The following is a 26,776-nucleotide window of genomic DNA, read 5'->3' as shown; positions in this document are numbered from 1 at the left end:
GTCAGCATCACGTGCTTCTCCAGTGCGCGCATGGTCTCTTCGCCCACGCCGGCTTCCTTCTCGGCGAAGTGCTGGTTGACGCGCTCCTGCACCTTGGCGGCGATGGCTTCGGCGTCCAGCTCTTCGTGCGACTTGACCAGGTCGGTCAGCGACATCTGCAGGCCGAAGTCCGACTCCAGGGTCGCTTCCAGGCCACGCAGGTCCCACTGCTCGTCGATCGAGTTCGGCGGCACGAAGCGGGCCACCACGTCGAAGATCACGTCGTCGCGGATGCCGTCGACGTTGTCCTTCACCGACTCGGCGTCCAGCAGTTCGTCGCGCTGGGCGTAGATCACCTTGCGCTGGTCGTTGTTGACGTCGTCGAAGTCCAGCAGGTTCTTGCGGATGTCGAAGTTGTGGGCCTCGACCTTGCGCTGCGCCTTCTCGATCTGGCGGCTGACCAGGCGGTCTTCGATGACGTCGTCTTCCTTCATGCCCATCATGCGCATGGCCTTCTGCACCCAGTCAGAGGCGAAGATGCGCATCAGGTTGTCTTCCAGCGACAGGTAGAGGCGGGACTCACGCCGTGGCGTCGGGTCAGAGCACGCACTCCGCCTCGGCGTACCGGTCGGACGGGACCGTCTTCAGGGTCTCCACGGCCTCGGCCAGCGGGACCATCGTGATCTCCGTGCCGCGCAGCGCGGTCAGCATGCCGAACTCGCCCCGGTGCGCGGCCTCGACCGCGTGCCAGCCGAAGCGGGTGGCGAGGACGCGGTCGTACGCGGTCGGGGTGCCGCCGCGCTGGACGTGGCCCAGGATGACCGGGCGGGCCTCCTTGCCCAGGCGCCGCTCCAGCTCGACCGAGAGCTGGTTGGCGATCCCGGTGAAGCGCTCGTGGCCGTAGATGTCGGTGCCGGCGGTCTTGAAGTCCATCGAGCCCTCGCGCGGCTTCGCGCCCTCGGCCACGACGACGATCGCGAACCGCTTGCCGGCCTCGAAGCGCTCGCCGACCCGGGCGGTCAGCTCGTCGATGTCGAAGGGGCGCTCCGGGACGACCACGGCGTGCGCGCCGGCGGCCATGCCGGAGTGCAGCGCTATCCAGCCGGTGTGGCGGCCCATGACCTCGACCACGAGGACCCGCTGGTGCGACTCGGCGGTGGTCTTCAGCCGGTCGAGGGCCTCGGTGGCGACGGTGACGGCCGTGTCGAAGCCGAAGGTGACGTCGGTGGAGGCGATGTCGTTGTCGATGGTCTTCGGGACGCCCACGATCGGCAGACCCGCCTCGGAGAGCAGGTTCGCCGCCTTCAGGGTGCCCTCGCCGCCGATCGGGATGATGGCGTCGAGACCGAGGTCGGCGACGTGGCCCTTGGCGCGCTCGACGCCGCCGACCAGGTGCGCGGGCTGGACCCGCGAGGAGCCGAGGATGGTGCCGCCGCGGGCCAGGATGCCGCCGACCGCGTCGAGGTCGAGCTTCCGGTAGTCGCACTCCAGGAGGCCCCTCCACCCGTCGTGGAAGCCGATGACCTCGTCGCCGTGGTCGACGACGGCGCGGTGCACGACGGAACGGATGACAGCGTTCAGACCGGGGCAGTCTCCGCCGGAGGTGAGCACGCCAATGCGCATAGCCCAAAAACCTTTGCAACGTGGGCCGACTCCCGGACCACGTCGTCCGGCTGGATCCCCGCCACCCTATAGCCGCAGGGTGGTGGGGCCGAACCGGATGTCCGCACAGTGGACAACGTACGTTCGTACGAGAGGCCCCGGGAGGCCCGTACGGTGCCTCAGGCGGGCTGCGTGGCCGCCGCGATGCGCTCGGCGCGCAGCGCCTCGTACCAGCGGTCGTCCGTGGGCGGCAGCGCGTTGACGTCGAGGGCCAGCTTCAGGAGCAGGTCCGCGATCTGCGGGTTGCGGGCCATGACGGGGCCGTGCATGTACGTGCCGAAGACGGTGTCGTTGTACGCGCCCTCGGTGCCGTCGCCCGTGCCGTTGCCGTTGCCGAAGACGGTCCGCGCGAACGGCCGGGCCGTCGGGCCGAGATGGGTGATGCCCTGGTGGTTCTCGAAACCCGTCAGCTGGGGCAGGCCGAGGCGCGGGTCGATGTCCGCCAGGACGTCGCCGACGCACCGGGCGCCCTCGCCGCGGGTCGTGATCACGTCGAGCAGGCCCAGGCCGGGCTGGCGCTCGCCGACGTCGTTGATGAACTCGTGGCCCAGGATCTGGTACCCGGCGCACACCGAGAAGATGATCGCGCCGTTGGCCGCGGCGCGGGGCAGGCCGCCGTCCCGCAGGAGCCGCTCGGCCGCGAGCCGCTGCGGACGGTCCTCGCCGCCGCCGATCAGGTAGATGTCGCCGGACGTCGGGATGGGCTGGTCGCTGCGGACGTCCACCCGCTCGACGCTGAGGCCGCGCTGCTCGGCGCGGCGCTGCACGACGAGGACGTTGCCCTGGTCGCCGTAGGTGCTGAGCAGGTCGGGGTAGACCCAGACCAGGCGCAGGCTGCTGTCACTCATGCTGCAAGTCCTTTACGGGTCAGTTGCCGACGCGGCGGCGGACGTCCTGGAAGGCGGTGTAGTTGGCGATCAGCTCGATCTGCCCGGGCGGGGCCATCGTGACGGCCTCGTCCAGGGTGTCGCAGACGCGGAAGTCCACGCCCGCGACCTCGAGCCGGACCGCCAGGTCGAGCCGGCGGTCGCCGATCACCATGATCGGGTGGCCGGCGAGCCGGCCGTAGTCCACGTCCCACAGCCAGGAGGTGTCCGTGCCGTCGGCGCCCCGCGCGTTCACGGAGAGGATCACCGGGGCGGGCGGCCCGTCGATGAGGGAGAACGTCTCGAGCCAGCCGGCCGGGTTCTTGGCGAGCAGCAGCCGGAGGTCGCGGCCCTGGAAGGACACCACGTCGTAGCGTCCGGCGACGGCCTGCACCTGGTACATGCGCTCCAGGGCGACCTGCGGCGGCACGCCGAAGACCGCGGCGACGGCGGCCGAGGTGGCGGCGTTCGCCTTGTTGGCGCGGCCGGGCAGCTGGAGCCGGATCGGCCAGGCGGAGCCGTGCGGGTCGAGCACGTGGTCGCCGCTGAGCGCCCAGCTCGGCGCCGGACGGCGGAAGCCGCACTCGCCGCAGAACCAGTCGTCGCCCGGACGCTGCATCACACCGCCGCAGGCAGGGCACGACCAGGCGTCGTCCTTCCACTCCTGGCCCGCGGCGACCCACACCACGTTGGGGGAGGAGGAGGCGGCCCACACGATCAGCGGGTCGTCGGCGTTGGCGACGACCACGGCCTTCGTGCCGTTGAGGCCCTCGCGCCACTTCTCGGCGAGCATCCGGGTCTCGGCGGCGCGGTCGAGCTGGTCGCGCGAGAGGTTGAGCAGCGCGATGACCTTGGGCGTGGTGTCGCGGGCGACGCCGGCGAGGTACTTCTCGTCGACCTCGATGACGCCGTACTTGGACTCCGAGCCGCCCGCCAGCGCCGAGGTGATGCCCGCGGGCATGTTGGCGCCGAGTGCGTTGGAGACCACGGGTCCGGCGGCCCGCAGGGCCTCCGCGATCAGCCGGGTCGTCGTCGTCTTGCCGTTGGTCGCCGACACCAGGACGACGTCCAGATGCTGCGCGAGCCGCCCGAGCAGGTCCGGGTCGAGCTTCAGCGCCACCCGGCCGCCGATCACCGATCCGCTGCCGCGTCCCGCCGCACGCGACACCGCGGCCGCGGCCTTGCCCGCCGTCACGGCCAGCTTGGCGCGCGGCGAAAGCGGCTCTGGATTACCGGGGTGTCCTGACATCGTTCTTGTTCCTCCTTGCGTCGGTCCGGGCTCAGCCTATCGAGATCCGGCCAGCAGCCCGAACAGCGGCACCGTCGAGCGCCCGCCCGAAACCGGGAGGTCACAGCGGACCGTACCCTTACGGCCATGCGAAACCGCCCCATCCCCGGCAGTTCCGGCCTCGTCCGAGCGATGACCCTGCTCGGCGACCCCGTGCTGCACACCCCCTGCGCGCCCGTCACCGACTTCGGACCCGAACTGGCCCGGCTGGTCGAGGACATGTTCGCCACGATGTACGCGGCGAACGGCGTGGGCCTGGCGGCGAACCAGGTCGGCGTGGGCCTGCGCGTCTTCGTGTACGACTGCCCCGACGACGAGGAGATCCGTCACCTCGGGCACGTGGTGAACCCGCGGCTGGTCGAGGCGGACGGCGACGTGATCCGCGGCCCCGAGGGCTGTCTCTCGCTGCCCGGCCTGGAGGCCCCGACGCCCCGCCACGACCGTGCGGTGGTCGAGGGCGTGCGCCTGGACGGCACTCCGGTGCGGATCGAGGGCACGGGTTTCTTCGCCCGCTGCCTCCAGCACGAGACCGACCACCTCGACGGCGGGGTCTACGCCGACCGTGTCACCGGGTGGCGCAAGTCACGTCTGCTGCGCACGATCCGCAGGCAGCCGTGGGGCGCGAAGGCGGCTGCCCCGAAGGCGTGAGGGTCCGGGCGCCGGCCGGGTCCCGCGGCCGCGGTCGGCCCGCCTAGAAGCCCGGGCCGCCCGCGAGGTCGTCGGCCGCGGCCAGACGGCCCCAGAGCAGGTCGGCCAGGCTCTCGACGAGCTCGGCACGGGTGCAGGGGCGTTCGCCGAGCCACCAGTCGCCGGCCGCGTGCATCATGCCGACGATGCCGTGGCCCCAGATGCGGGCCTGGACCTGGGCGGCGGGGCCGAGGTCGACGCGCTCGGCGATGACCTGGCCGAGCTCCTCGCCCATGCGGCGGAGCAGCGGGGCGGAGTGGCGGCCGACGTCGAAGCCCTGCTCGGCCTGGTGGGACTCCTCGGCGGGGTGCATGAGGAAGCGGTAGACCTGGGGCATCGCCTCGATCGAGGCGAGATAGGTGTCGAGGGTGGCCGCGACGCGGCGGCGCCGGTCGGCGGGGGCGTCCAGGGAGGCCCGCAGGGCGGACAGCAGGGCGTCGGTGTGCCGGGTCGCGAGGGCGCGGTAGAGCCCGCCCTTGTCGCCGAAGTGGCGGTAGAGGATCGGCTTGGTGATGCCCGCCTCCGCCGCGATCGCGTTCATGGACGCCTTGGGGCCGTCGCGGAGGACCACCCGGTCCGCCGCCTCCAGCAGCTCGCGCCGCCGCTGCTCGGCGGGCGTCTGCCGGTCGGTGGTCCGGTGTGCGATGTCCATAGCGTGTCTCCCCGCCCGTGCGATTCCGTGAGGCTGTCGCAACGTAACACCCGGCCGGGAGCGGATGCCGGTCGGGCCGAAGTGCTTCCCTGCTGGTTGACAGCCCCTACCCGCCGGTAACAGACTGGTGTTACCGCAAGTAACATACCGCTGGGAGGGCACATGGGCGAGTTCGCGCTCGAACTCAACGAGGACCAGAAGCAGGTCCGCGACTGGCTGCACGGCTTCGCCGCCGACGTGATGCGCCCCGCGGCCGCCGAGTGGGACGAGCGTGAGGAGACGCCCTGGCCCATCATCCAGGAAGCCGCCAAGCTCGGAATCTACTCCCTCGACTTCTACGCCCAGCAGTTCTTCGACCCGACCGGCCTCGGCATCCCGATGGCGATGGAGGAGCTCTTCTGGGGCGACGCCGGCATCGCCCTCTCCATCGTCGGCACCGGCCTCGCCGCGGTCGGCGTCCTCGCCAACGGCACCGAGGAGCAGATCGGCACCTGGGTGCCCCAGATGTACGGCGACGCGAACGACGTGAAGGTCGCCGCCTTCTGCTCCTCCGAGCCCGACGCCGGCTCGGACGTCGCCTCCATGCGCACCCGCGCCGTCTACGACGAGGCCAAGGACGAGTGGGTCCTCAACGGCACCAAGACCTGGGCGACCAACGGCGGCATCGCCAACGTCCACGTCGTCGTCGCGGTCGTCGACCCCGAGCTCGGCTCCAAGGGCCACGCCTCCTTCATCGTGCCCCCGAACACCCCCGGCCTCTCCCAGGGCCAGAAGTTCCAGAAGCACGGCATCCGCGCCTCCCACACCGCCGAGGTCGTCCTGGAGGACGTCCGCGTCCCCGGCCACTGCCTCCTCGGCGGCAAGGAGAAGCTCGACGAGCGCCTCGCCCGCTCCCGGGAGAAGGCCAAGGCGGGCGGCGAGCGCGTGAAGAACGCCGCCATGGCCACCTTCGAGGCCTCCCGCCCGGCCGTCGGCGCCATGGCCGTCGGCACCGCCCGTGCCGCGTACGAGGTCGCCCTCGACTACGCGAAGACCCGCGTCCAGTTCGGCCGCCCCATCATCGAGAACCAGGGCGTCGCCTTCCAGCTCGCCGACATGGCCACCCAGATCGACGCCGCCCGCCTCCTGGTGTGGCGCGCCTCCTGGATGGCGACCGCCGGCAAGCCCTTCACGGCCGCCGAGGGCTCCATGTCCAAGCTCTACGCCAGCGAGGTCGCCAAGAACGTCACCGCCCAGGCCATCCAGATCCTCGGCGGCAACGGCTACACCCGCGAGTACCCGGTCGAGCGCATGCACCGTGACGCCGCGATCTACACCATCTTCGAGGGCACCAGCGAGATCCAGCGGATGGTCATCAGCCGCGCCATCGCGAAGTAGGCCGGCGCGCCGCCGGAGCGTCCTGCGGGACGTGCACGCGGGAGCGCCGACGGCAAAGGCCCGCACCGTCGAGGTGCGGGCCTTCACCAGCCGGGCGCGGCCCCCTCGGGGGCGGGCCGCCCGGCGCGGGACGCGCGCGTCGGAGAGTCCGGTCGACGCGAGGCGGAGCCTAGGCCGCGAGGCCCTGCTCGGCCTGCGTCGCCTCGGCCCACGCTGCCACGAGTACCTGATAGATCCGCTGCTCGTCGGCGGTCAGGGGACGCTGCTGCTCGCCGGCGCGCACCCACAGGGTGCGGATGGCGTCGTTCAGGGCTGCGGGGCTCGGGGGCTCTCTGTGGTGATCGGACATGCACCCAAGGCTAGGGCCTGGGTCTGACAAAGCACGCAGGATTCGGACGTGCGTTCCGCCACGCCGCCGGAGCGGAGGTCCGGCCCGCGCTCGCGACGACGTCAGACGAGACAGAACTCGTTGCCCTCGGGGTCCTGGAGGACCACCGCGTAGTAGTCCATGCCGTTCGGCTCGTCCATCGCGTACAGGATCGTCGCGCCGAGGGCCGTGAGCCGCGTCACCTCGCCGTCCACCCGCGCGCGGCGGAGGGCGAGCGGCACGTCCCGGCCGCCGCCGACCTTGAGGTCGAGATGGACGCGGTTCTTGACCGTCTTCGGCTCCGGGACGCGCTGGAACCAGACCCGGGGGCCCACGCCCTTCGGGTCCACGATGGACTCGGGGAGCTCCCCGGCGTCCTCGCCGAGCTCGTCCGCGGGGACGCCGATCGCCTCCCAGTACTCCCGCCAGGTGGCGTGGCCCCCGGGCGGCGGATCGGGGACGTAGCGCAGCGCCTCCAGCCAGAAAGGCACCAGGCGCTGCGGGTCCGCGCAGTCGATGGTCAGTTGCAGGGTCATCTCCGGACGCTCCATGCGGCGAGCCTCTCAGACGCCACTGACAGCCGCCCGGACCCGCGGGACGGCCGGAAGGCGCCGCCCGGCCCGTGGACGGACGGCGCCGCTCCACGGTCGCCCCCGGGCACCGCCGAGGACCGCCCGGATCCGGCCGACAGGCCAGATCAGGTCTGCTGTTCGAACATCCCTACCCGTGAGTCACCTCCTGCGGGACAATCGCCCGTCAGGCGACGATCGAGGGGAACCGTTCATGGCCATCACCACCGGGACCGAAGCGCCCCGTCTCCCGGGGCTTCCGCTGCTCGGCTCCCTGCTCGACCTCAAGAACGACTCCCTGGGCACCTTCCTCCGTGCCCGGCGCGACCACGGCGACGTCGTCCGGATCACGGTCGGGCCGCCCGGAATCCGCGCCACCGTGTACGGCGTGTTCTCCGCCGAGGGAGCGCAGCAGGTCCTCGCCGGGGAGTCGGCCAACTTCCGCAAGGACAACGCCTTCTACCAGGAGGTCCGCGAGTCCTTCGGCAACGGGCTCCTCACCAGCCAGGACGAGGACTACCGCCGCCAGCGCCGGCTCGTCCAGCCGCTCTTCACCCGCCGCCGGGTCGACGGTTACGCCGCCGCCATCGCCGCGGAGGCCGCCACCCTCACCGAGGAGTGGCGGGACGCCGGCGACGACACCGTCGACGTCCTCCAGGCCATGACGCGCCTCTCCCTGCGCGCCGTCGCCCGCATCCTCTTCGGCACCGACGTCGACGCGGCCGTCGAGATCGTCGAGAACAACTTCCCGGACGTCGGCGCCTACGTCCTGCGCCGCGGCTACTCCCCGCTCAACGTCCCCCGCGACTGGCCGACCCCCGGCAACCGCCGGGCCGCCTCCGTCCACCGGGCGCTGTACGAGGTCTGCGACCGCATCATCGCCGAGCGCCGCGGCTCGGGCCGTCCCCCCGGCGACGGCGAGGACCTGCTGACCCTCCTCGTCGAGGCCGAGAGCGCCGAGGACGGCAGCTTCGACGCGACCGAGCTGCGCGAACAGGTCCTCGTCTTCCTGCTCGCCGGCCACGAGACCACCGCCACCTCCCTCGGCTTCGCCCTCCACCTCCTCGCCCTGCACCCGGAGGAGCGGAAGCGGGCCCAGGACGAGGTGGACCGGGTCCTCGCCGGCCGTACCCCCGGCGCGGCGGACCTCGACGCCCTGCCGTACGTCACCCGGGTCCTCAAGGAGGCCATGCGGCTCTTCCCGGCCGCCCCGGTGATCGGGCGCCGCGCCGTCGCCGCCACCCGGATCGGCGACGTCGCGATCCCGGCCGGCGCGGACGTCATCGTCGCCCCCTGGGTCACCCACCGGCACCCGGACTACTGGGAGGACGCGGAGCGCTTCGACCCGGACCGCTTCACGCCCGAGGCGGAGGCCGCCCGCCCCCGCTACGCCTGGTTCCCCTTCGGCGGCGGCCCGCGGGCCTGCATCGGCCAGCACTTCTCGATGCTGGAGTCCGTGATCGCGCTGGCGATGATCCTCCAGCGGTACGACGTCGAGGCCGTCGACACCGTGGTGCCGGTGGCGCCCGCGATCACCCTGCAGGCGGCGGGCCCGGCCCGCTGCCGCCTGACGCCCAGGACGCCCTAGGGAGCGTCGCCCCGCGGTCCGGGCCGCTCCGCGCGCGTGCGGACGCGGCCCGGCTCAGTCCGTGCGTCTCCCGCCGAGGTGGAGTGCGCGCAGGGCCGCTTCGAGGGCGAACCGGTGGTCCGGGTCGAGGAGCCGGTCGCCGAAGTGGCTGTCCAGGTTCCGCAGCCGGTAGCGGACCGTCTGGGCGTGCACGCCGAGCATCTCGCCGACCTGCTCGGCGGGCGCCCGGGTGGAGACGTGGACGCGCAGGGTCTCGATCAGCCGGTCGCGCCGGGTGCCGGACAGCTCGTCGAGCGGGGCGAGTTCGCGCCGGGCGAGCTGGGCCATCAGCGCCGGGTCGGACAGCAGCCACAACGTTGTCAGGTGGTCCTCGCACCGCACGAGGGGTGCGTCGGCGACGACGCCGTCGTCGATGAGCTGGAGGACGCGCCGGGCCCAGCGGATGGAGTGCGCGGCCTGGGCCGGCGGCACGGTCAGGCCGACGACGGCGGAGGTGCCGGCCAGGGCGGAGCCGAGCATCGCCATGCGGTCGGCGGTCAGCCGGTCGGGGATGAGCAGGTAGGGCTGGGGAAGGCTGAGGTCGGCGAGGACGTCGCGGTCGAGTCCCGCCTGGACGCGGTCGGCGAGCGGCGGACGGAGGGCGACCAGGGTGCACTCGGCGGGGAGCTGCCAGGAGGCGTCCCGGCACAGCTCGGCGATGGTCGCCCGGGGCAACGGCGGGCCCGCGACGACCAGGTGGAGTAACTGTCTTCGCAGTGCGGCCACGTCGGACACCGCGCGGTTCTGGACCATGGCGTAGCCCTCGCGGGACAGCGCCTCCAGTTCGTCGACGTAGGCGAAGAGGGCGTCCGCGAAGGCGAGGATCAGGGTGGGCGAGAGGTTGTACGTACGTCCGATGATCTTGGCCCGGCGCAGGGCGACACGCGCGCCCAGGCGGTAGGCGCCCAGCAGCGTGTCGAGGTCGCGCCCCTCGTAGGCCTCCACGCGGCCGAACTTGCGCAGCAGTTCGTCCCGGAGGGCCGAGTTCGTCCCCGGGTCGGCGACCCGCTCCACGAAGGCGGCGAGCGCCTGCTCCACGCCCTGGCGGATCGCGTCCGAGTGCGGCCCGTTGAAGAGGTGGGCGTACACGGGGTAGGTCCGCTGGACCTCCATCCCGATCTCCTTGATGAGGCCGGGGATCTCCGGCCTCATCAAGGCGGCGAACTCCCTGGGGAGCGGGTCGAGCGGTTCACCGATGTCCGGCGAATGGGCGATTGCGGGCATGAACCGTCCCTTGCTCTCCTGCGCGACCGGTGGGGGAGCGACGGTGCGGAGCCCAGCCTGGCGTGGTGGGCGCCGCCTTGGTCGTCAGGTGCGTACCAACGTGATCTGCTGAAGCTAGGTCACCTGCTGTGTGCTGTACACACGTTGAGCAAGAGTTGGCGCGCCGGAGGGGTACGCGCTTACCTAGAAGGCCGGGAATCGCCCCTGGATGGCCGTTACCGGACGGCGGAGTGCCAGTTCCGCGAGAGGGTCCTGCCCGCGTCGGGGGCGGCGAGTCCGGGGGCGAAGAGGCCCGTCAGGTGGGTCTGGGTGTTGTTGAGGGTGAGGCTGTTCTTGCCGGCGGCCGAGGGCAGCCCCGTCTTGAGGTTGACGGCCGCGTCGATCAGGCCGAACCAGCCGAGGCCGCAGCCGCTGGCGCCGGGGACGGCGAAGGTCTTGTCGCTCTGGGTGGAGCCGAGGATGTTGAGGCGGCTCATGTCGCCCTCCTCGTTCGGGGTGCCGTCGCCGTCGAAGCGTTCGACGCCGAAGTCGGGCGAGGTGAGGTTGCTCGGGCGCAGGATGATCGGGTTGGCCTTCGTCCCGATGTAGCAGTTGCCGCCCAGGAAGGGGTTCTCCAGGCGGATGCGGACCGGGATGGAGACGATCGGCTTGTCGGTGAGGACGCCGGCGATCTGGTCGAAGTCGGAGGGGGTGCCGACCGACTCCATGGTGGCGGTGATCTTGTTGAGCTTGGCGTCGGTCAGCTGGCGGCAGATGTCGCTGATGAACGGGATGTCACTGGGACACATCAGCCCGAGCAGGCCGCCGGGGACATTGGCCGGGGCGGCGATGAGCGCGCCCTCGGCGGGGGCGGCGACGGTGCTGGTGCCGTCGGCGTTCTGGACGACGCCGATCTGGAGGTTGGTGCTGCCGGTCGGCACGGTGGTGTTGCCCAGCTTGATGGAGCCGCTGGTGGAGTAGGAGACGACGCACTGCGGCGAGGTGTCGAGACCGTCCGAGGCGATCATCGCCCCCGCGTCGACGGGGCAGCGGGTGGACGGTCCCCAGGCGCCGTTCAGCTGCGGGTTGCCGGCCGTCGCCGTACCGATGGAGGCGAAGGCGCCGAGCGCCGTCAGGGCGGAGAGCGTGGCCAGGCGCGTGCGGGAGGAGACGAGGGGCATGACGGTGCCTTTCGTGGTGGGGTGTGGGGTGCTGGGCGTGCCGGGGTGCGGGGCGAGCGGGGAGGCGACCGGCCGGGGCGCGGGCTCAGCGCTCGGGCTTGGGGATCACGTACGGCTGGCGGTCCGCGGTGCACTGGCCCTCGGTGGGCACGTCCACGCCCACGGCGCAGGTCTGGCCCTGGACCTGCCGGATGTGGTTGCCGGGGCCGGAGATGGAGGCGGTGAGGAGCCGGTCGAGGTTCTCGCCTCCGGCGCCGCATCCCTTGAACGCCGGGACCGTCACCTCGCCGGTGAGCGGTCCGCCGCTGGTGAGGACGTAGCCGGTGGCGTCGGTGCCGTTCAGGAGCTGGCCCTTGCCGAGCAGCACCAGGTGGGCACCGGGGTACTTGGCGGGCTGGGGCTCGGGGGAGCTGAGCGGTGTGACCGTGCGGCAGTCGGGGCCGACGTCCAGCGGGGTGCCGTTGACCTCGACGTCGAGGACGCGCAGGACGAGGGGCACCCGGACGTAGGTCTCCGCGATGTTGTCGGGGAAGACGAGGAGGACGTCCGACTCGACGGTCAGCGGTCCCGCCTGCTCCAGCACCAGGGTCGCCGTCGTGGGCGCGAAGCCGAAGGTCAGGAAGGTGGACCGGAAGGGCGGGGACTGCTTGCGCCCCTGGTACAGGAGGGAGCCCTCCGACTTCTGCAGGAGGTGCAGGGTGCCGTCCGGGCGGAAGTCGATCACCGGCTCGCCCTGTTCGAGCTGGACGCAGGACACCGGGATGAGCGAGGCGCCGTCGAGCTTGCGCACGTTGGAGTAACCGGTGATGTACGCGGAGAGCGAGGTCGGGGTCGGCTTCTCGGTCACGCAGGGCGGTGCCTTCGGGCGGTCGGCGGTGGCGCCGGGCATGCTCCCGGGCGTCACCCTCGGGCTCTGTCCGGCGTGCCCGGCGGACACCGGGTCCGTCGCCCCGGTCGGTCCGCCCGGCTTCCCCGGACCGGCCGGGGCCGACGGCTGCCCGGAGGGGTCGGCCGGGGCCGAGGCCGAGGAGGAGGGCGGGACCGAGGAGGGAGCGGTCGGGGGAGTGGCCGGCCCGCCCGGGCCGGGGGTGGCGGGGGAGCCGGGCGTGACGGGTATCCCGGCGAGCAGCGTCCGGCCCTCCGCGTCCGGTCCGGGGACGCAGCTGACGGTGAGGGACTCCGGGGTGGTGGGCGTGCCGTCGGCCTTGCTCGTGGCCAGGCCGACGGTGAGCTTTCCGGCGCCGAGGGTCAGGTCGCCGGCGGTGCCCGTCGTGAGCGCGGGGACGTCGCCGGTGCTCGTGAGCGTGAGCGGCCCCTCGGCGGGTACGGCGGCGGGCTGGGCCGTGCCGGGCCACGCGGCCTCCGTGCTCGCGCCGTTCTGGCCCACGGCGACGGTGAGCGCCGTCTCCGCCCGTACCGTCGCGGCCTCCAGGGCGGTGAGTTCGGCCGCGACGGCGGCCGGGAGTTCCAGGGTCGTGCTGACGCCGGTCGCCTCGATCGTCTCGCCGACGGTCGCCCGGTCGGGGACGGTGGCCCTGATCCGTACCGTCGCGGCATGGGGCCCCGAGGGCAGGGTGCAGAGGTAGGGGAGCCGGCTGTCGACCTCGTGGGAGCCCAGGGCCACGGCCGCCGCGGGGAGGAGGGGGGCGAGTGCCACGAGTGCGGCGATCGCCGCGCCGCGCGTCTGGGCGCGGGAGGGCCGCAGGACGGCTCGCTGGCCTCTCATCTGGTACTCCGCTCGGATCGTGCGCGCGAGCGTGGTGTGCGCGCGAAGGGAAGACCGCCGGGGCGCGGACGGCCCGCGTCCGCCCGGCCGGGGTCGCCGGCCGGGCGGACGCGGGCTCGCGCGCTCTACGGGTTGGAGCCGACGATCGTCGGGATGGTGGTGGTGTTGGCCACCTTGACCAGGTAGTCGCCCTTGAAGAGCGGCTTGGCGCCGACCGGGACGGCGGAGCCGCAGTTGGTCGAGGAGACGACCGTGAGTTCGCCGGTGACGCTGTTGACCGACAGCTTGCCCGTCGAGTTGGTGTACGTGCCGGAGGCCTTGCCCGTCACGCGGAAGACGCAGGCGCCGACCGTCACCTTGGCGTCGACGTTGCCGACGTAGCCCTTGGTGACTCCGGTCGCGGCGGTGTAGTCCTGCGCCACCACGGTCCACGGGGTGGTCGCGACGGTGGTCACGTTGCCCAGGACGCTGGTGCAGGGCGCGCCGGTGGCGCCGAAGGCGATGGCGCTGATGGAGGCGACGGTCGCCGGGTTGCCCGTGGTGCTCGCCATGGTGCCCGAGGCCTTCGAGTTCGTACACGTCATGGCGATGCCGTTGACGCTCAGGACGACGTTGCCGCTGTTGGTCGCCGTGAAGCTGGCGGGCGTCGGGTTGACCGTCCATACCGTCGACGGCACGGCCGAGGCGGGGCCGGCGGCGAGGGCGAACGCGGCGGTGGCCGCCCCGGCGACGACGGCGAAGTGTGTGATCTGCTTCTTCATGGGTCCCGGACTCTCCTTGGGGATTGACCAGCTGAGGGTGCGGCCGCGGTGGGGGAGCGACCGGCGGCCCGGTATTTCTCGGCCGCGAAACCTGACGTTACTTGCGAGAAACTTAGCTGAACAATGCCGCAGTCCATGATTCTTTGAAGAAGGCTAATTGCCTGTCAAGCGGGTGAGCGGTGGCCGGAATCGCCTTGGTTCCGCGGTGCGCATTGTCGACAATTATGATCGATCAGGGGTGGCCGGAATCGGCATTGCTCTCCCGGGTGACAAGCGGCGAAAAGTAATTGTCTCCCGCCTGATAAGAGCCAGGCCGCCCGCAGACTGTCGCCGAAAACTCCGGATCCGGTATTGCCGGAGGAGGTTACTCGGCCGTAACGTTCCCCCGGCGGCCATCAGAGCCGCAGGTCGGCCCGTTCATGTGTCTCCGTGCTGACAAAGTCGAACCCGGGCTTTGTCTCCGCGGTGACACATACGGAAGCGGATCAAGGATTTTGCGCCACACCCCTTGTCCAAGTGATCCGCACCGACTTAACGTGCGCCCGCGGCGCACCCCCGACGCACGCTTGCTGGAGGTGGGATGGGAATCGAGGTAGTCGTTGAGGGTCTGACCATGTCCTTCGGCAAGCAGAATATCTGGCAGGACGTGACCCTGACCTTGCCGGCCGGAGAGGTGAGCGTGATGCTCGGCCCTTCCGGTACCGGGAAGACGGTCTTCCTGAAATCGCTCATCGGACTGCTCAAACCCCAGCAGGGCCGTGTCCTCATCAACGGCGTCGACATGGTGAGCAGCCCGGAACGGGACATCTACGAGACCCGGAAACTCTTCGGCCTCATGTTCCAGGACGGCGCCCTCTTCGGCTCCATGACCCTCTTCGACAACATCGCCTTCCCGCTGCGCGAGCACACCCGCAAGCGGGAGTCCGAGATCCGGCGCATCGTCATGGAGCGGATCGAACTCGTCGGCCTGCTGGGCGCCGAGGGGAAGCTGCCGGGCGAGATCAGCGGTGGCATGCGCAAGCGCGCCGGACTGGCCCGCGCCCTCGTCCTCGACCCGCAGATCGTCCTCTGCGACGAACCGGACTCCGGACTCGACCCGGTCCGCACCGCCTATCTGTCGCAGCTCCTCATCGACCTCAACGCCCGCATCGACGCGACGATGCTGATCGTCACCCACAACCTGGACATCGCCGCCACCGTCCCCGACAACATGGGGATGTTCTTCCGGCGCAACCTCGTCACCTTCGGCCCGCGCGAGGTCCTCCTCACCAGCGACGAACCGGTCGTCACCCAGTTCCTCGCCGGCCGCCGCGAAGGCCCCATCGGCATGTCCGAGGAGAAGGACGCCGCCCTGCTCGCCGCCGAACTGGACCACCACGCCCACCACCCGGCCGCGCCCCGCGTCATCGTCCCGCAGCTGGAACCCTCGCCCGGCCTCCCGCCGCGCGCGGCCGTCGGACGCCGCCGCGAGCGCGTCCTCGGCATGCTCGACCGGCTGCCGCCCGCCGCCCAGGCCGCCATCCGCGACACCTACGCCCGGGACGACACGGTGTACACCCTGCCCCGGCGGGAGCGCCACACCGGGAGCGGCTCGTGATCACCGGCGCGCTGCGGCAGACCGGCCGGCTCTTCGCCCTCGCCGTCGAGGTGGCCAGGGCCGTCTTCCGGCGCCCCTTCCAGTTCCGGGAGTTCGTCGAGCAGTTCTGGTTCGTCGCCAGCGTCACCATCCTGCCGGCCGCGCTCGTCTCCATCCCGTTCGGCGCCGTGATCGCCCTCCAGGTGGGCTCGCTCACCCAGCAGCTGGGCGCCCAGTCGTTCACCGGCGGCGCCAGCGTCCTCGCCGTCATCCAGCAGGCCAGCCCCCTCATCGTCGCCCTCCTGATCGCCGGCGCCGGCGGCTCCGCCATCTGCGCCGACCTCGGCTCCCGCAAGATCCGCGAGGAGCTCGACGCGATGGAGGTCATGGGCGTCTCGCCCGTGCAGCGGCTGGTCGTCCCGCGCGTCCTCGCCACCATGGCGGTCGCCGTGCTGCTCAACGGCATGGTCTCGGTCGTCGGCACCCTCGGCGGCTACTTCTTCAACATCGTCCTCCAGGGCGGCACCCCCGGCGCCTATCTCTCCAGCTTCTCCGCCCTCGCCCAGCTCCCCGACCTCTACATCAGCGAACTCAAGGCGCTGATCTTCGGGTTCATCGCCGGCATCGTCGCCGCCTACCGGGGACTCAACCCCCGCGGCGGCCCCAAGGGGGTCGGCGACGCCGTCAACCAGTCCGTCGTCATCACGTTCCTCCTGCTGTTCTTCGTGAACATGGTGCTGACGGGCATCTACCTGCAGATCGTCCCGCCGAAGGGAGGCTGAGACGGATGGCCTCCCCCTTCGTCTGGCTCGACCGGTCCGGTGACCAGCTCCTCTTCTACGTGAAGGCCCTGCTGTGGATCCCGCGGACCCTGCGCCGCTACCTCAGGGAGGTGCAACGGCTGCTCGCCGAGGTCGCCTTCGGCTCCGGCGGCCTCGGCGTCATCGGCGGCACCATCGGCGTCATGATCGCGATGACGCTCTTCACCGGAACCGTCGTCGGCCTCCAGGGCTACGCCGCCCTGGAGCAGATCGGCACCGCGGCCTTCACCGGCTTCGTCTCCGCCTACTTCAACACCCGCGAGATCGCCCCGCTCGTCGCCGGGCTCGCCCTCTCGGCGACCGTCGGCGCGGGATTCACCGCCCAACTGGGCGCCATGCGCATCAACGAGGAGGTCGACGCCCTGGAGGGCATGGGCATCCGCTCCATGCCGTACCTCGTCACCACCCGCATCATCGCCGGTGTCGTCGCCATCGTCCCGCTGTACGCGATCGGCCTGGTCTCCTCCTACCTCGCCTCGCGGTACGTGACGGTCCTGTTCAACGGACAGTCCCAGGGCACGTACGACCACTACTTCAACCTCTTCCTGTCACCGACGGACGTCCTGCTCTCGGTGCTGAAAGTGCTGATCTTCAGCGTGATGGTGATCGTCGCCCACTGCTACTACGGCTTCCGCGCCTCCGGCGGCCCCGCCGGCGTCGGCATCGCCGTCGGCCGCTCCGTGCGCAACGCCATCGTGCTGATCAGCGTGACCGACTTCTTCCTGTCGCTGGCCCTCTGGGGCGCGACCACGACCGTGAAGGTGGCGGGGTGAGATGAGCGACTCCCGTGCCGAGATCCTGCGCCGCCGGTTCGCCGGCGTCGTCTTCCTCCTGGTGCCCGCGCTGCTCGCCTGGCTCGCGGTCGCCGTCTACCAGAAGGAGTTCACCGACTCCGACCCGATCGTCGTCGAGACCGGCAGCGTCGGCAACGAGATGCACCTCGGCGCCGAGGTCAAACTCCGCGGCGTCGTCATCGGCGAGGTCCGCGCCATCGACGCCACCGACGGCCGGGCCCGGCTCACCCTCGCCATGCGCCCCGGAACCCTCCGGCACGTGCCCGCCGACGTGCGCGCCCAGATGCTGCCCACCACCCTCTTCGGCGAACGGTTCGTCGCCCTCGTCCCGCCGCGCGACTCCCAGGCCGGGCCGCTCGGCCCCGGCGCCGTCATCCCCGAGGACCGCTCCGGCAACGCCGTCGAACTCCAGCAGGTCCTCGACAACGTCCTGCCCCTGCTCACCGCCGTCCAGCCGCAGAAGCTCTCGGCCACCCTGTCGGCCGTCTCCCAGGCCCTGGAGGGGCGCGGCGACAAGCTCGGTGACACCCTCACCCTGCTCGACGCCCACCTCCGGGAGTTCAACCCCCACCTGCCCGCCCTCACCCGCGACCTGAAAGAACTCGTGAAGGTCAGCCACCTCTACGCCGACGTCGCCCCGGACATCGTCACGGCGCTCACCGACTTCACCACCACCAGCGGCACCCTCGCCGAGAAGGAGGCGGACCTCTCCGGCGCCCTCGGCGCCGCCACCGGGACGGCCCAGGACCTCACCGCCTTCCTGCGCCAGAACAAGAACAACATCATCCGGCTCAGTGCCACCAGCCGCCCCACGGTGCAGCTGCTCGCCGAGTATGCGCCCTCCTTCCCCTGCACCCTGCGCACCCTGGCCCAGTTCGTACCGGCCATGGACAAGGCCCTCGGCAAGGGGACGAACCAGCCGGGACTGCACGTCGACGTCACCACCGTGCCCTCCCGCGGCGCGTACGTCCCCGGCCGCGACACCCCGTCGTACGGCTCCGGCGGCGGTCCGCGCTGCTACCCCGTCCCCTACCTCGGCATCCCCGTCGCACCCGCCGTCCGGGCCTCCGCCGCGGCCGACCAGGACCTGGGGCCCGCCAACTCCCCGCAGGAGAACGACCTCGTCAACGAACTCCTCGCCCCCGGGGCGAAGAAGCGGCCCGGAGACCTGCCGGACTGGAGCAGCACGCTCGTCGGCCCGGCGTTCCGCGGGGCGGAGGTGACCCTCCGATGACGACGGCGCCCAGCCACACCCGCCGGCGCGGACTGACCGGCACGCTCCTGAAGTCCCTCGCCTTCGTCCTGGTCACGGCGCTGGCCACCACCATCCTCGGTCTCAGCATCGCCGACACCGGCGTCGGCTCCGCCACCCGCTCCTACAAGGCGCTGTTCACCGACGTCACCGGGCTCGTCAAGGGCGACTCCGTGCGCATCGCCGGAGTGAAGGTCGGCGAGGTGACCGACGTGCGCGTCGTCGAACGGCGCACCGCCCAGGTCACCTTCTCGGTCCGCGAGGACCGCTCCGTGCCCCGCTCGGCGACCGCCGCCGTGAAGTACCTCAACATGGTCGGGCAGCGGTACGTCTCCCTCGGCCGGGGCAGCGGCGACCTGACCGGCACCCTGCACGACGGCGACACCATCCCGCTCGACCGCACCACCCCCGCCCTGGACCTGACCCTGCTCTTCAACGGGTTCAAGCCGCTCTTCGAGGGGCTCTCGCCCGCCGACGTCAACGACCTCGCGGGCTCGCTCGTGCAGGTCCTCCAGGGCGAGAGCGGCACCGTCGACAGCCTGATGCGCCACATCGGCTCCCTCACCAGGACCGTCGCCGCCAAGGACGCGGTGATCGGCCAGGTCGTCACCCACCTCAACACCGTCCTCAGCACCCTCAACAACCGCGAGGCGGCCTTCGGCGAGCTCGTCGTCACCCTCCAGAAACTCGTCACCGGCTTCAACGCCGACCGCAAACCCCTCGGCGAGGCGGTCCAGGCCATCGGCGACCTCACCACGACGACCGCCGGACTCTTCCAGGAGGCGCGGGCCCCCCTCAAGAAGGACATCCGCGAACTCGGCCGGCTCTCCGGCACCCTCGGCGAGCACACCCCCGCCATCGAGACCTTCCTGGCCCGCACCCCCGCCAAGCTGACCGCCCTGGCCCGGCTGTCCTCGTACGGATCGTGGTTCAACCTCTACCTCTGCGAGGCGCGCGTGACAGGCGTGGGAACCTCCGACGGATCGAAGCCGCCGACCGGGATCACCGTGACCGAGGCGAGGTGCCGCGGATGAGCCCCCGCCCCCGGTTCACTCCGGTCAAGGAGCGCAGCCCGGTCGCCGTCGCCGTCGCCGGACTGCTCCTCCTCGCCCTGGTCGCCGCCCTGGCGTTCAACGTGGAACGGCTGCCCCTCGTCGGCGACGACACCAGCTACAGCGCCGACTTCTCCGAGGCCGCCGGACTCGACGCCGGCGACGAGGTCCGCATCGCGGGCGTCAAGGTCGGCCGGGTCACCGGGGTCTCCCTCGACGGCGCCAAGGTCAAGGTGACGTTCGAGGTCGGCGACGCCTGGGTCGGCGACCGCTCCACGGCCGCCATCGCCATCAAGACCCTCCTCGGCGAGAAGTACCTGGCGCTCGACCCGCTGGGCTCCGAACGGCAGGACCCGGGAACCCGCATCCCACAGTCGCGCACCACCTCCCCCTACGACGTCACCCAGGCATTCCAGGACCTCAGCGGAACCGTCGACGCCATCGACACCGCCCAGCTCGCGAAGAGCTTCGAGACGATCTCCGACACCTTCGAGAAGTCGCCGCCGCACGTCCGCAACGCCGCCACCGGCCTCTCCGCACTGTCGAAGTCCGTCTCCAAGCGCGACGCCGAACTCGCCCGGCTCCTGGCGAACAGCAGGAAGTTCACCCAGACCCTGGACAACAAGAAGTCCAGCTTCGAGACCCTCATCGAGGACGGCGGTTCCCTGCTGGGCGAACTCCAGAAGCGCCGCGACGCCATCCGCGCCCTCCTCAAGGGCAGCAGGGCGCTGGGCACCGAACTCAGCGGCATCGTCAAGGACAACGACCGGCAGCTCGGCCCCACCCTCAAGGCCCTCAGCCGCGTCACCGGAGTCCTGGAGAAGAACAGCGGCAAGCTCGACAGGACGCTCGCGCTGATCGGCCCGTACTACCGGCTCGTCGGCAACACCCTCGGCAGCGGCCGCTGGTTCGACAGCTACCTGTGCGGCGTGGTGCCCCGCACCTATCTGCCCGAGAACGCGCAGCCCACGACCGGATGCCTGCCGCCGCGACCGAAGGCGGCGGCCCAGGGGAGCGGTGAATGATGACCAGACCCAGAAGGCCCCTCGTCGCCGGGCTCGCCCTCGTCCTGCTCGCCGCCTGCGGTCTCGTCGCCGTCCGCGTCCTCGGCGACGACGGCACCCGGATCACCGCCTGGTTCGACCGGACGGTCGGCATCTACGCCGGCTCCGACCTGCGGATCCTCGGCGTCCACGTCGGAGAGGTCGAGTCCGTGGAGCCGCGGGGCACCCGGGTGCGCGTCCGGCTCCACCTCGACGAGGGCGTCCGCGTCCCCGCCGACGCCCGGGCCCTCGTCGTCGCCCCGAGCATCGTCGCCGACCGGTACGTGCAGCTCACCCCCGCGTACCGCACCGGCCCCGCGCTCGCCGACGGCGCGGAACTGCCCGCCGACCGCAACCGCACTCCCGTCGAGATCGACCAGCTCTACGACTCGATCACCGAACTGAGCCGGGCCCTCGGACCGGACGGCGCCAACTCCACCGGCGCCCTGTCCGAACTCCTGGAGACGGGCGCGAAGAACCTGAAGGGCAACGGCACGTCCATCGGCACCTCCCTCCAGGAGTTCGGCAAGGCCGCCAAGACCCTCGACGGCAGCAGCGACGACCTCTTCACCACCCTCGGCCGGCTCCAGACCTTCACCACCATGCTCAAGGACAAGGACGGCGACGTCCGCACCGCGCAGGAGCGCCTCGCCGAGGTCGTCGGCTACTTCGCGGAGAACAAGGACGACCTCGCCGGCGCCCTCAAGGAACTCGGCAAGGCCCTCGTCCAGGTCAAGGGATTCATCCAGGACAACCGCGGCGAACTGAAGAAGAACGTCGACCGCCTCGTCCCCCTCACCCAGACCCTCGTCGACCAGCGCGCCTCCCTCGCGGAGGCCCTCGACGTCGGCCCGCTCGCCGCCTCCAACGTCGTCAACGCCTACAACAAGGACACCCGGACCATCGACGGCCGCGCCAACCTCAACGAGATCAGCCTGGGCGGACCCCTGCTCCCGCTGCCGGTCGCCGGCGGCTCGGCCTCGTCCGGCGGTTCCCCCGCCACCGCGGACGGAAAGGGGGAGCGATGAGGCGCCCCGCCCCGCCGACCCGGCGGGCCGCCGGAGCCGGCGCCCTCGGCGTGATCGCACTCGGCGTCGGGCTCGCCGTCGTCCTCGGCGTCACCCCCGGGAACCCCTTCCGGTTCGACGGCATCGAGGACCTGCCCCTGCCCGGCGGCGCCGACCTCGGCTCCCACCCCTACACGGTCACCGCCGAACTCGACGACGTGCTCAGCCTCGTGCCGCAGTCCGCGGTGAAGGTCAACGACGTCGCCGTCGGCCGCGTCACCGCCATCGAGCTCGGCACGAACGACAGCTGGTCCGCCCGCGTCACCCTGAAGATCAACGGTGACGTCCGGCTGCCCGCCGGCGCGGGCGCCCGTCTGGAACAGTCCAGCCTCCTCGGCGAGAAGTACATCCAGCTCGTCGCCCCGCCCAAGGACGACGGCGGCCGCCTCACCGACGGCAGCGTCATCCCGATCGCCCGCACCAGCCGCAACACCGAGGTCGAGGAGGTCTTCGGCGCGCTCTCCCTGCTCCTCAACGGCGGTGGGGTCAACCAGCTCAAGACCATCACCCGCGAACTCAACGCGGCGCTCGGCGGACGCGAACCCGAGGTCCGCTCGATGCTCCGGCGGGTCGACACCCTCGTGACCACCCTGGACGCCCACCGCGGCGACATCACCCGCGCACTCGACGGCCTCAACCGGCTCTCCGCCACCCTCGCCGGCCGCAAGAAGGACGTCGACACGGTCCTCACCCGCCTCTCGCCCGGCCTCAAGACCCTGGAGCGACAGCGGGGTTCCCTGCTGACCATGCTGCGCGCCCTGGACACCCTGTCCGGGGTCGCCGTCACCACCATCGACGCGAGCAAGAAGGACATGGTCGCCGACCTCAAGGCCCTCGCGCCCACCCTCACGGCACTCGCGGACGCCGGTGCCGACCTGCCCGCATCGCTCCAGGTCCTGCTCACGTACCCCTTCACCGACGAGGTGCTGCGCGGCATCAAGGGCGACTACCTCAACACCTATCTGCACCTCGCCGCCGCCCCGGGAACGCAGGTGATCCCGCCGTTGATCCCCAGGACCGAGCCCACGCCCACCCCCGCACCCACGCCGTCCGAGCCGGACCCCGGCGCCCGCCGCGGCACCGGGACGGGCAGCGGGACCGCGAGCGCGAACCCGCTGCCGCTGCCCCCGGCCGCTCCGCCGAAGGACGGGGGCGAGATCCGGTGATCACCCGCAGCGTACGGCTCAAGAACCTCGCCTTCCTCGTCATCGCGGTCCTCGTCCTCGGCTTCGTCGGCGTCCGCTACGCCGACCTCGGCCGCTACGCGGGCGTCGCCGACCACTACACCGTGCGGGTCCACCTCGCCCGCACCGGCGGCCTGTTCACCCACTCCGACGTCACCTACCGGGGCGTCTCCGTGGGACGCGTCGGGGACATCGGCCTGACCGCCGAAGGCGTCGTGGCCGAACTGCGCATCAAGAAGTCCGCCCCCCGGATCCCCGCCGACGCGCGGGCCGTGGTCGCCGGACTCTCCGCCGTCGGCGAGCAGTACATCGACCTGCGCCCCGAGAGCGACGGCGGCCCCTTCCTCGCCGACGGCGCCCGCATCGAACAGTCCGACACCCAGGTGCCGGCACCCGTCACCGACGTGCTCGCGAGCATGAACGACCTCACGCGCTCGGTACCCCTGGAGTCCCTGCGCACGGTCGTCGACGAACTCGGCAAGGCGTTCCAGGGACACGGCGACGACCTCCAGGCCCTCCTCGACAGCGGCAGCCGCTTCGTCCAGGCCGCCGACGCCTCGCTGCCGGCCACCACCCGGCTCATCGACGACGGGGAGGTCGTCCTGCGCACCCAGGCCGAGGAGAGCCGCGCCATCCGCGACTTCGCCACCGGCGCGCGCACCCTGGCCACCACCCTCAAGGGCTCCGACGCCGACCTGCGCCGCCTCCTCGCCGTCACCCCCGACGCCACCGGCCAGGTCAGCGGGCTCCTGCGCGATCTCGACCCGAGCCTCGGCGTCGTCCTGGCCAACCTCCTCACCACCTCGGAGATCGCCGTCACCCGGCAGCGCGGCATGGAGGAACTGTTCGTGAAGTACCCGGCGGCCGTCTCGGCGGGAGCCACCGCCGTCCAGGGAGGCCGGATGAACTTCGGCATGGCCGTCACCTTCTTCAAGCCCCTGCCCTGCACCGCCGGATACGGCGCGACGCGCTACCGCAACGGTCTCGACCTGGGCACCGCACCCGCCCTCAACACCGGCGCCGCCTGTACGGGCTCCGCCGCGGCCGGGATCAACGTTCGGGGCTCGGCCCACGCGCCGAAGGGCGGAGCCGTCCCCGTACCGGCCCGGCCGGGCTCCCTGCCCCCGGGGCGCGCGCCCACCACGACGGACACCCGGCAGACCCTGCCCGGCGCGCTCGCGCTGCCGGGCCAGAACGGCGGACCGACCGACCTGGCCGGCCTCCTCGGCCTGCCCGCCGGGGGGTCCCGATGAGGCGGGGACGGCTCCTGGGCGCCGGGGCCCTCGTCGTCGCGCTGGGCTTCTGCGGTACCGGCGCCTGGACCTACGCGCAGGCCCGCACCGACGAAGGACTCGCCTTCGGCCGGGAGCGGGACACGGCGCTCGCCGAGGGCCGCGACCGCCTCACGGTCCTCAACTCCCTCGACGCCTCGACCCGCGAGCACGCCGAGGCGGGCATCCGGGCCTGGCGCGACGCGTCGACCGGACCGCTGCGCACCGAACTCGCGCGCACCGCACCCGCGGTGGGCGCCTCGGCGCGCGCCACGGTCACCGAGGCCGCCCTCACCGCGCTCGACGCGAGGGCCGGTACGGCGAAACTCATCGCGACCGTCCGCGTCGACGTCACCCCGCGCGGCGGCGGCGCCGCGACCACCGACCGCAAGCGCCTGGAGGCGGTTCTGACGCGCACCGGCGAGCACACCTGGAAGGTCGCGGCGCTGAGCGCGGTCCCCGTCGCCGGGGCCGAGGAGGGCGAGGACGAATGACGCGGCTCTTGCGCCGAACCGAGAAGGCCGACACGAAGGCCGGTACCCCCGTCGAGGACGGAACGGCGGTCGCGGAAGAGAAAGAGGAAGCGGAAGCGGAAGCGGACGTCGGCGCGGAGGCGGGCGCCGACGATGACGTGGACGGCGAGGGCGACGGCGACGGCGACGGCGAAGGCGAGGCAGCGGCCGGGGACGGCGACGACCCCCGGGCCGCCCCGCCCGTCGCCCACCGCCGCTTCGCCGTCACCCGGCGCACGGCCGCCCTCGCCGCGGCCGTCGCCGCCCTCCTCGTCGCCGGAAGCGCCTTCTTCCACGGCGCCCACCAGCTCCGGTCCACCCCCTCGGCGCGCAACGCGGCGCTCACCGACGCCGGCGCCACCGCCCGCGTCGGCGGCGACGTCGGCGAGGGCCTCGCCCGGATCTTCTCCTACACGCCCACGAGCGACGACGCCGTGGAGCGTTCCGCCGCGACCGTCCTCGCCGGACGCGCGGCCCGCCAGTACAAGGACCTCTTCGCCCAGGTCCGCGCGCAGCTCGTCGAGCAGCGCGTCACCCTCAGCACCCAGACCGTCCGCACCGGCGTGATCGCACTCGACGGGGACAGCGCGCGCCTCCTCGTGTTCCTCGACCAGACCTCCCGCCGCGACGCCGCGCCTCAGGGCACGGCAGGTCGGGACGGGGGGACCGTCACGTCCGCCGCGGCCCAGCTCACCGTCACCGCGACCCTCCGGGGAGACCGGTGGCTGATCGTCGACATCGAGGCCCGCTGACCATGAGCGGGAGACGGGAGCACCCCATGACGCGTCCGGTCCGCACCCCGGCGGGCATCCGCCCGGCCCTGGCCGTGGCCCTCGTCCTCACCCTCGCCGCGGGCGCCTCCGCGGCCTGGACCGGCCGGGACTGGTACGCCGCCGCCCACGACGACTCCGCCGCGTACGCCGTGCAGCGCGACGAGGCGCTCGCCGCCGGGGAGCAGGCCGTGCAGAACCTCAACACCCTCGACCACCAGCGGGTGGAGCAGGGCCTCGACCTCTGGGAGTCCTCCACGACCGGTGAACTGCACCGGCAACTGGTCGAGGGCCGCGAGGAGTTCACCGGCCAGGTGCGCACCGCGCGCACGGTGACCACCGCCCGGGTGCTGTCCGGGGCCGTCACGGAGCTGGACGACCGGGCGGGGCGGGCCCGGCTGCTCGTCGCCCTGCGGATCACCGTCACCACGCCCGACAGCAAGAGCACGGACAAGGACAGCCGCATGCTCGGCGAACTCACCCGCACCGACGGCCACTGGAAGCTCAGCGCGCTGGGGCAGGCCCCGGTGGGCGGCACGGCGGGCGGCTGACCCGGCCCTCCCGCGACAGCCGCCCGCACCCGAAAGGACACGCACGATGCCGACGCCCCGCCACCACCTCAACCGCCAGCGCCGCCGGGCCGCCCTCGCCGAACAGCAGGCACCGGCCGGCCGGCCGCGCACGCCCGCGGGCCTGCTCACGGAACCCGGCCCGCGCACCGGGCACTGGCCGGCGCCGAAGGCCGTACGGGAGACGCCCGACGTGCCGAAGGCGGAGACGGGGACCCGGGAGGGGACCGGCGGCCGGACGGCCGGCCGCATCCCGCTCGTCGTCCTGTGCGTCCTGACGCTCCTGCTCGGCGGGTTCGCCGGCTGGGCCCACAGCAGGGCGGGCGCCCTCCGCGACGACCCCGCGCGCGGCAACACCGCGCTCACGGACCTCGCCCGCACCAGCGAGATCAAGGGGCAGACGGGGGCGGCCGTCGCGGCGCTCTTCTCGTACGACCACGCCGACACGGCCCCCTTCGAACGGGCCCGCACGACGCTCCTCACGGGCAAGGCCGTCGCCCAGCACGGGACGCTGCTGGGCGGGGTGCTCGCCCAGGCGGCCCGGCAGAAGACGGTGATCACCACGACCGTCACCGACAGCGCGGTGGAGCGGATCGACGGCGACCGCGCCCGCGTCCTGGTCTACGCGGACCAGAGCAGCGTGAGCACGGCCGGCCCGCCGGCGAAGGGCAAGAAGACCACGGCCGGGGACCAGGGCGTCTACGCCGGCGCGATGTTCGCCGTCGACGTCGTGCACCGGAACGGCCGCTGGCTCGTCGAGAACATCGACACCTTCGGCCGCTGAGCCGGGCCGGGCGAGCCGGTCGCCCCCGGCGGCCGCCGGGGGGGAGAGGGGGGGGGGGGGGGAGCGATTAGGCGGGGGAGAGGGGGGAGGGGGGGGGGTGGTGCCGCGCCTCTCCGATCTCGAAGGGTGTCCCCCG

26 protein-coding genes and 1 pseudogene are annotated in these 26,776 nt (G+C 72.3%); 16 read left to right on the top strand and 11 right to left on the bottom strand.

Going from position 1 to position 26,776, the window contains the following annotated elements:
* From ACZ60W_RS34915 to ACZ60W_RS34900, 4 genes and pseudogenes are all read right to left on the bottom strand, one after another.
* Positions 1-524 (bottom strand): annotated as a pseudogene (locus ACZ60W_RS34915) (hypothetical protein); the annotation flags it as partial.
* A 52-nt stretch (positions 525-576) separates the two neighbouring features.
* The gene (locus ACZ60W_RS34910; RefSeq protein ID WP_469759435.1) at positions 577-1,602 is read right to left on the bottom strand and encodes a 6-phosphofructokinase; all 1,026 of its coding nucleotides are present in this window, start codon (positions 1,600-1,602) and stop codon (positions 577-579) included.
* Positions 1,603-1,760: 158 nt separating this feature from the next.
* Positions 1,761-2,489, bottom strand: coding sequence for a type 1 glutamine amidotransferase (locus tag ACZ60W_RS34905; RefSeq protein ID WP_469759434.1), 729 nt, complete (start codon positions 2,487-2,489; stop codon positions 1,761-1,763).
* 19 nt (positions 2,490-2,508) lie between these two features.
* Positions 2,509-3,756: a Mur ligase family protein gene (locus ACZ60W_RS34900; RefSeq protein WP_366301060.1), complete on the bottom strand. Its 1,248-nt coding sequence runs from the start codon at positions 3,754-3,756 to the stop codon at positions 2,509-2,511.
* A 126-nt stretch (positions 3,757-3,882) separates the two neighbouring features.
* Between ACZ60W_RS34900 and def the strand changes: the two genes are divergently transcribed.
* Positions 3,883-4,443, top strand: a complete 561-nt coding sequence (def, locus tag ACZ60W_RS34895) for a peptide deformylase (protein ID WP_469759433.1) — start codon at positions 3,883-3,885, stop codon at positions 4,441-4,443.
* Positions 4,444-4,486: 43 nt separating this feature from the next.
* Here the strand turns inward: def and ACZ60W_RS34890 are convergent, their stop codons facing one another.
* On the bottom strand, positions 4,487-5,134 hold the full coding sequence (locus ACZ60W_RS34890) for a TetR/AcrR family transcriptional regulator (RefSeq protein WP_469759432.1): 648 nt from the start codon (positions 5,132-5,134) through the stop codon (positions 4,487-4,489).
* A 162-nt stretch (positions 5,135-5,296) separates the two neighbouring features.
* Between ACZ60W_RS34890 and ACZ60W_RS34885 the strand changes: the two genes are divergently transcribed.
* Positions 5,297-6,511 (top strand): acyl-CoA dehydrogenase family protein, encoded by a 1,215-nt coding sequence (locus ACZ60W_RS34885; protein WP_469759431.1) that lies wholly within the window; start codon positions 5,297-5,299, stop codon positions 6,509-6,511.
* Positions 6,512-6,680: 169 nt separating this feature from the next.
* On the opposite strand, the gene ACZ60W_RS34880 is transcribed toward ACZ60W_RS34885, so the two are convergent.
* Entirely contained in the window at positions 6,681-6,860 is a 180-nt protein-coding gene (locus ACZ60W_RS34880; protein ID WP_469759430.1) for a hypothetical protein, read from the bottom strand.
* A gap of 101 nt (positions 6,861-6,961) precedes the next feature.
* Entirely contained in the window at positions 6,962-7,429 is a 468-nt protein-coding gene (locus ACZ60W_RS34875) for a VOC family protein (RefSeq protein ID WP_469759429.1), read from the bottom strand.
* A gap of 232 nt (positions 7,430-7,661) precedes the next feature.
* On the opposite strand from ACZ60W_RS34875, the gene ACZ60W_RS34870 reads away from it, so the two are divergent.
* Entirely contained in the window at positions 7,662-9,035 is a 1,374-nt protein-coding gene (locus ACZ60W_RS34870; RefSeq protein WP_469759428.1) for a cytochrome P450, read from the top strand.
* A 54-nt stretch (positions 9,036-9,089) separates the two neighbouring features.
* Here ACZ60W_RS34870 and ACZ60W_RS34865 read toward each other — a convergent pair whose 3' ends face one another.
* The 4 genes from ACZ60W_RS34865 to ACZ60W_RS34850 form a co-directional block, all read right to left on the bottom strand.
* The gene (locus tag ACZ60W_RS34865) at positions 9,090-10,298 is read right to left on the bottom strand and encodes a PucR-like N-terminal domain-containing protein (protein WP_469759427.1); all 1,209 of its coding nucleotides are present in this window, start codon (positions 10,296-10,298) and stop codon (positions 9,090-9,092) included.
* A 215-nt stretch (positions 10,299-10,513) separates the two neighbouring features.
* The gene (locus ACZ60W_RS34860) at positions 10,514-11,458 is read right to left on the bottom strand and encodes a hypothetical protein (RefSeq protein ID WP_469759426.1); all 945 of its coding nucleotides are present in this window, start codon (positions 11,456-11,458) and stop codon (positions 10,514-10,516) included.
* 85 nt (positions 11,459-11,543) lie between these two features.
* Entirely contained in the window at positions 11,544-13,184 is a 1,641-nt protein-coding gene (locus tag ACZ60W_RS34855; RefSeq protein WP_469759425.1) for a DUF6801 domain-containing protein, read from the bottom strand.
* Positions 13,185-13,309: 125 nt separating this feature from the next.
* A complete protein-coding gene (locus ACZ60W_RS34850) occupies positions 13,310-13,945 on the bottom strand; it encodes a hypothetical protein (protein ID WP_469759424.1) in 636 nt (211 codons plus the stop codon).
* 580 nt (positions 13,946-14,525) lie between these two features.
* On the opposite strand from ACZ60W_RS34850, the gene ACZ60W_RS34845 reads away from it, so the two are divergent.
* From ACZ60W_RS34845 to ACZ60W_RS34785, 13 genes are read left to right on the top strand one after another with little or no spacing between them, the layout of a single operon-like run.
* A complete protein-coding gene (locus tag ACZ60W_RS34845; RefSeq protein WP_469759423.1) occupies positions 14,526-15,542 on the top strand; it encodes an ABC transporter ATP-binding protein in 1,017 nt (338 codons plus the stop codon).
* Positions 15,539-16,303: an MlaE family ABC transporter permease gene (locus tag ACZ60W_RS34840; RefSeq protein ID WP_469759422.1), complete on the top strand. Its 765-nt coding sequence runs from the start codon at positions 15,539-15,541 to the stop codon at positions 16,301-16,303. Before ACZ60W_RS34845 ends, ACZ60W_RS34840 begins: the two co-directional genes overlap by 4 nt.
* Before the next feature lie 5 nt (positions 16,304-16,308).
* On the top strand, positions 16,309-17,115 hold the full coding sequence (locus ACZ60W_RS34835; protein WP_469759421.1) for an MlaE family ABC transporter permease: 807 nt from the start codon (positions 16,309-16,311) through the stop codon (positions 17,113-17,115).
* Position 17,116: 1 nt separating this feature from the next.
* Entirely contained in the window at positions 17,117-18,370 is a 1,254-nt protein-coding gene (locus ACZ60W_RS34830) for an MCE family protein (protein WP_469759420.1), read from the top strand.
* Positions 18,367-19,422, top strand: coding sequence for an MCE family protein (locus ACZ60W_RS34825; protein ID WP_469759419.1), 1,056 nt, complete (start codon positions 18,367-18,369; stop codon positions 19,420-19,422). Before ACZ60W_RS34830 ends, ACZ60W_RS34825 begins: the two co-directional genes overlap by 4 nt.
* Entirely contained in the window at positions 19,419-20,465 is a 1,047-nt protein-coding gene (locus ACZ60W_RS34820) for an MCE family protein (RefSeq protein ID WP_469759418.1), read from the top strand. Before ACZ60W_RS34825 ends, ACZ60W_RS34820 begins: the two co-directional genes overlap by 4 nt.
* Entirely contained in the window at positions 20,465-21,511 is a 1,047-nt protein-coding gene (locus ACZ60W_RS34815; protein WP_469759417.1) for an MCE family protein, read from the top strand. Before ACZ60W_RS34820 ends, ACZ60W_RS34815 begins: the two co-directional genes overlap by 1 nt.
* A complete protein-coding gene (locus ACZ60W_RS34810) occupies positions 21,508-22,716 on the top strand; it encodes an MCE family protein (protein WP_469759416.1) in 1,209 nt (402 codons plus the stop codon). Before ACZ60W_RS34815 ends, ACZ60W_RS34810 begins: the two co-directional genes overlap by 4 nt.
* The gene (locus tag ACZ60W_RS34805; RefSeq protein ID WP_469759415.1) at positions 22,713-23,987 is read left to right on the top strand and encodes an MCE family protein; all 1,275 of its coding nucleotides are present in this window, start codon (positions 22,713-22,715) and stop codon (positions 23,985-23,987) included. Before ACZ60W_RS34810 ends, ACZ60W_RS34805 begins: the two co-directional genes overlap by 4 nt.
* Positions 23,984-24,499 carry a hypothetical protein gene (locus tag ACZ60W_RS34800; RefSeq protein WP_469759414.1) on the top strand — a complete coding sequence of 172 codons (516 nt, stop codon included), beginning with the start codon at positions 23,984-23,986 and terminating at the stop codon, positions 24,497-24,499. Before ACZ60W_RS34805 ends, ACZ60W_RS34800 begins: the two co-directional genes overlap by 4 nt.
* Entirely contained in the window at positions 24,496-25,269 is a 774-nt protein-coding gene (locus ACZ60W_RS34795) for a hypothetical protein (RefSeq protein ID WP_469759413.1), read from the top strand. The genes ACZ60W_RS34800 and ACZ60W_RS34795 overlap by 4 nt, the downstream gene beginning before the upstream one ends.
* Positions 25,270-25,295: 26 nt before the next feature.
* The gene (locus tag ACZ60W_RS34790) at positions 25,296-25,838 is read left to right on the top strand and encodes a nuclear transport factor 2 family protein (protein ID WP_469759412.1); all 543 of its coding nucleotides are present in this window, start codon (positions 25,296-25,298) and stop codon (positions 25,836-25,838) included.
* 46 nt (positions 25,839-25,884) lie between these two features.
* Positions 25,885-26,640: a hypothetical protein gene (locus tag ACZ60W_RS34785; RefSeq protein WP_469759411.1), complete on the top strand. Its 756-nt coding sequence runs from the start codon at positions 25,885-25,887 to the stop codon at positions 26,638-26,640.
* The last annotated feature ends 136 nt before the right edge of the window (positions 26,641-26,776 follow it).

The organism is Streptomyces sp. NPDC104202, assembly GCF_055584185.1.
This window is presented reverse-complemented; position numbering and strand designations above follow the sequence as displayed.

Bases quoted from the DNA above. Each gene is read 5' to 3' on its own strand.
- ACZ60W_RS34865 (WP_469759427.1), bottom strand. From the start codon at position 10,298: ATGCCCGCAATCGCCCATTCGCCGGACATCGGTGAACCGCTCGACCCG.
- ACZ60W_RS34830 (WP_469759420.1), top strand. From the start codon at position 17,117: ATGAGCGACTCCCGTGCCGAGATCCTGCGCCGCCGGTTCGCCGGCGTC.
- ACZ60W_RS34795 (WP_469759413.1), top strand. From the start codon at position 24,496: ATGACGCGGCTCTTGCGCCGAACCGAGAAGGCCGACACGAAGGCCGGT.
- ACZ60W_RS34835 (WP_469759421.1), top strand. From the start codon at position 16,309: ATGGCCTCCCCCTTCGTCTGGCTCGACCGGTCCGGTGACCAGCTCCTC.
- ACZ60W_RS34900 (WP_366301060.1), bottom strand. From the start codon at position 3,756: ATGTCAGGACACCCCGGTAATCCAGAGCCGCTTTCGCCGCGCGCCAAG.
- ACZ60W_RS34905 (WP_469759434.1), bottom strand. From the start codon at position 2,489: ATGAGTGACAGCAGCCTGCGCCTGGTCTGGGTCTACCCCGACCTGCTC.
- ACZ60W_RS34875 (WP_469759429.1), bottom strand. From the start codon at position 7,429: ATGGAGCGTCCGGAGATGACCCTGCAACTGACCATCGACTGCGCGGAC.
- ACZ60W_RS34885 (WP_469759431.1), top strand. From the start codon at position 5,297: ATGGGCGAGTTCGCGCTCGAACTCAACGAGGACCAGAAGCAGGTCCGC.
- ACZ60W_RS34810 (WP_469759416.1), top strand. From the start codon at position 21,508: ATGAGGCGCCCCGCCCCGCCGACCCGGCGGGCCGCCGGAGCCGGCGCC.
- ACZ60W_RS34855 (WP_469759425.1), bottom strand. From the start codon at position 13,184: ATGAGAGGCCAGCGAGCCGTCCTGCGGCCCTCCCGCGCCCAGACGCGC.
- ACZ60W_RS34845 (WP_469759423.1), top strand. From the start codon at position 14,526: ATGGGAATCGAGGTAGTCGTTGAGGGTCTGACCATGTCCTTCGGCAAG.
- ACZ60W_RS34825 (WP_469759419.1), top strand. From the start codon at position 18,367: ATGACGACGGCGCCCAGCCACACCCGCCGGCGCGGACTGACCGGCACG.
- ACZ60W_RS34820 (WP_469759418.1), top strand. From the start codon at position 19,419: ATGAGCCCCCGCCCCCGGTTCACTCCGGTCAAGGAGCGCAGCCCGGTC.
- ACZ60W_RS34785 (WP_469759411.1), top strand. From the start codon at position 25,885: ATGCCGACGCCCCGCCACCACCTCAACCGCCAGCGCCGCCGGGCCGCC.
- def (WP_469759433.1), top strand. From the start codon at position 3,883: ATGCGAAACCGCCCCATCCCCGGCAGTTCCGGCCTCGTCCGAGCGATG.
- ACZ60W_RS34800 (WP_469759414.1), top strand. From the start codon at position 23,984: ATGAGGCGGGGACGGCTCCTGGGCGCCGGGGCCCTCGTCGTCGCGCTG.
- ACZ60W_RS34890 (WP_469759432.1), bottom strand. From the start codon at position 5,134: ATGGACATCGCACACCGGACCACCGACCGGCAGACGCCCGCCGAGCAG.
- ACZ60W_RS34850 (WP_469759424.1), bottom strand. From the start codon at position 13,945: ATGAAGAAGCAGATCACACACTTCGCCGTCGTCGCCGGGGCGGCCACC.
- ACZ60W_RS34870 (WP_469759428.1), top strand. From the start codon at position 7,662: ATGGCCATCACCACCGGGACCGAAGCGCCCCGTCTCCCGGGGCTTCCG.
- ACZ60W_RS34910 (WP_469759435.1), bottom strand. From the start codon at position 1,602: ATGCGCATTGGCGTGCTCACCTCCGGCGGAGACTGCCCCGGTCTGAAC.
- ACZ60W_RS34860 (WP_469759426.1), bottom strand. From the start codon at position 11,458: ATGCCCCTCGTCTCCTCCCGCACGCGCCTGGCCACGCTCTCCGCCCTG.
- ACZ60W_RS34815 (WP_469759417.1), top strand. From the start codon at position 20,465: ATGACCAGACCCAGAAGGCCCCTCGTCGCCGGGCTCGCCCTCGTCCTG.
- ACZ60W_RS34790 (WP_469759412.1), top strand. From the start codon at position 25,296: ATGACGCGTCCGGTCCGCACCCCGGCGGGCATCCGCCCGGCCCTGGCC.
- ACZ60W_RS34880 (WP_469759430.1), bottom strand. From the start codon at position 6,860: ATGTCCGATCACCACAGAGAGCCCCCGAGCCCCGCAGCCCTGAACGAC.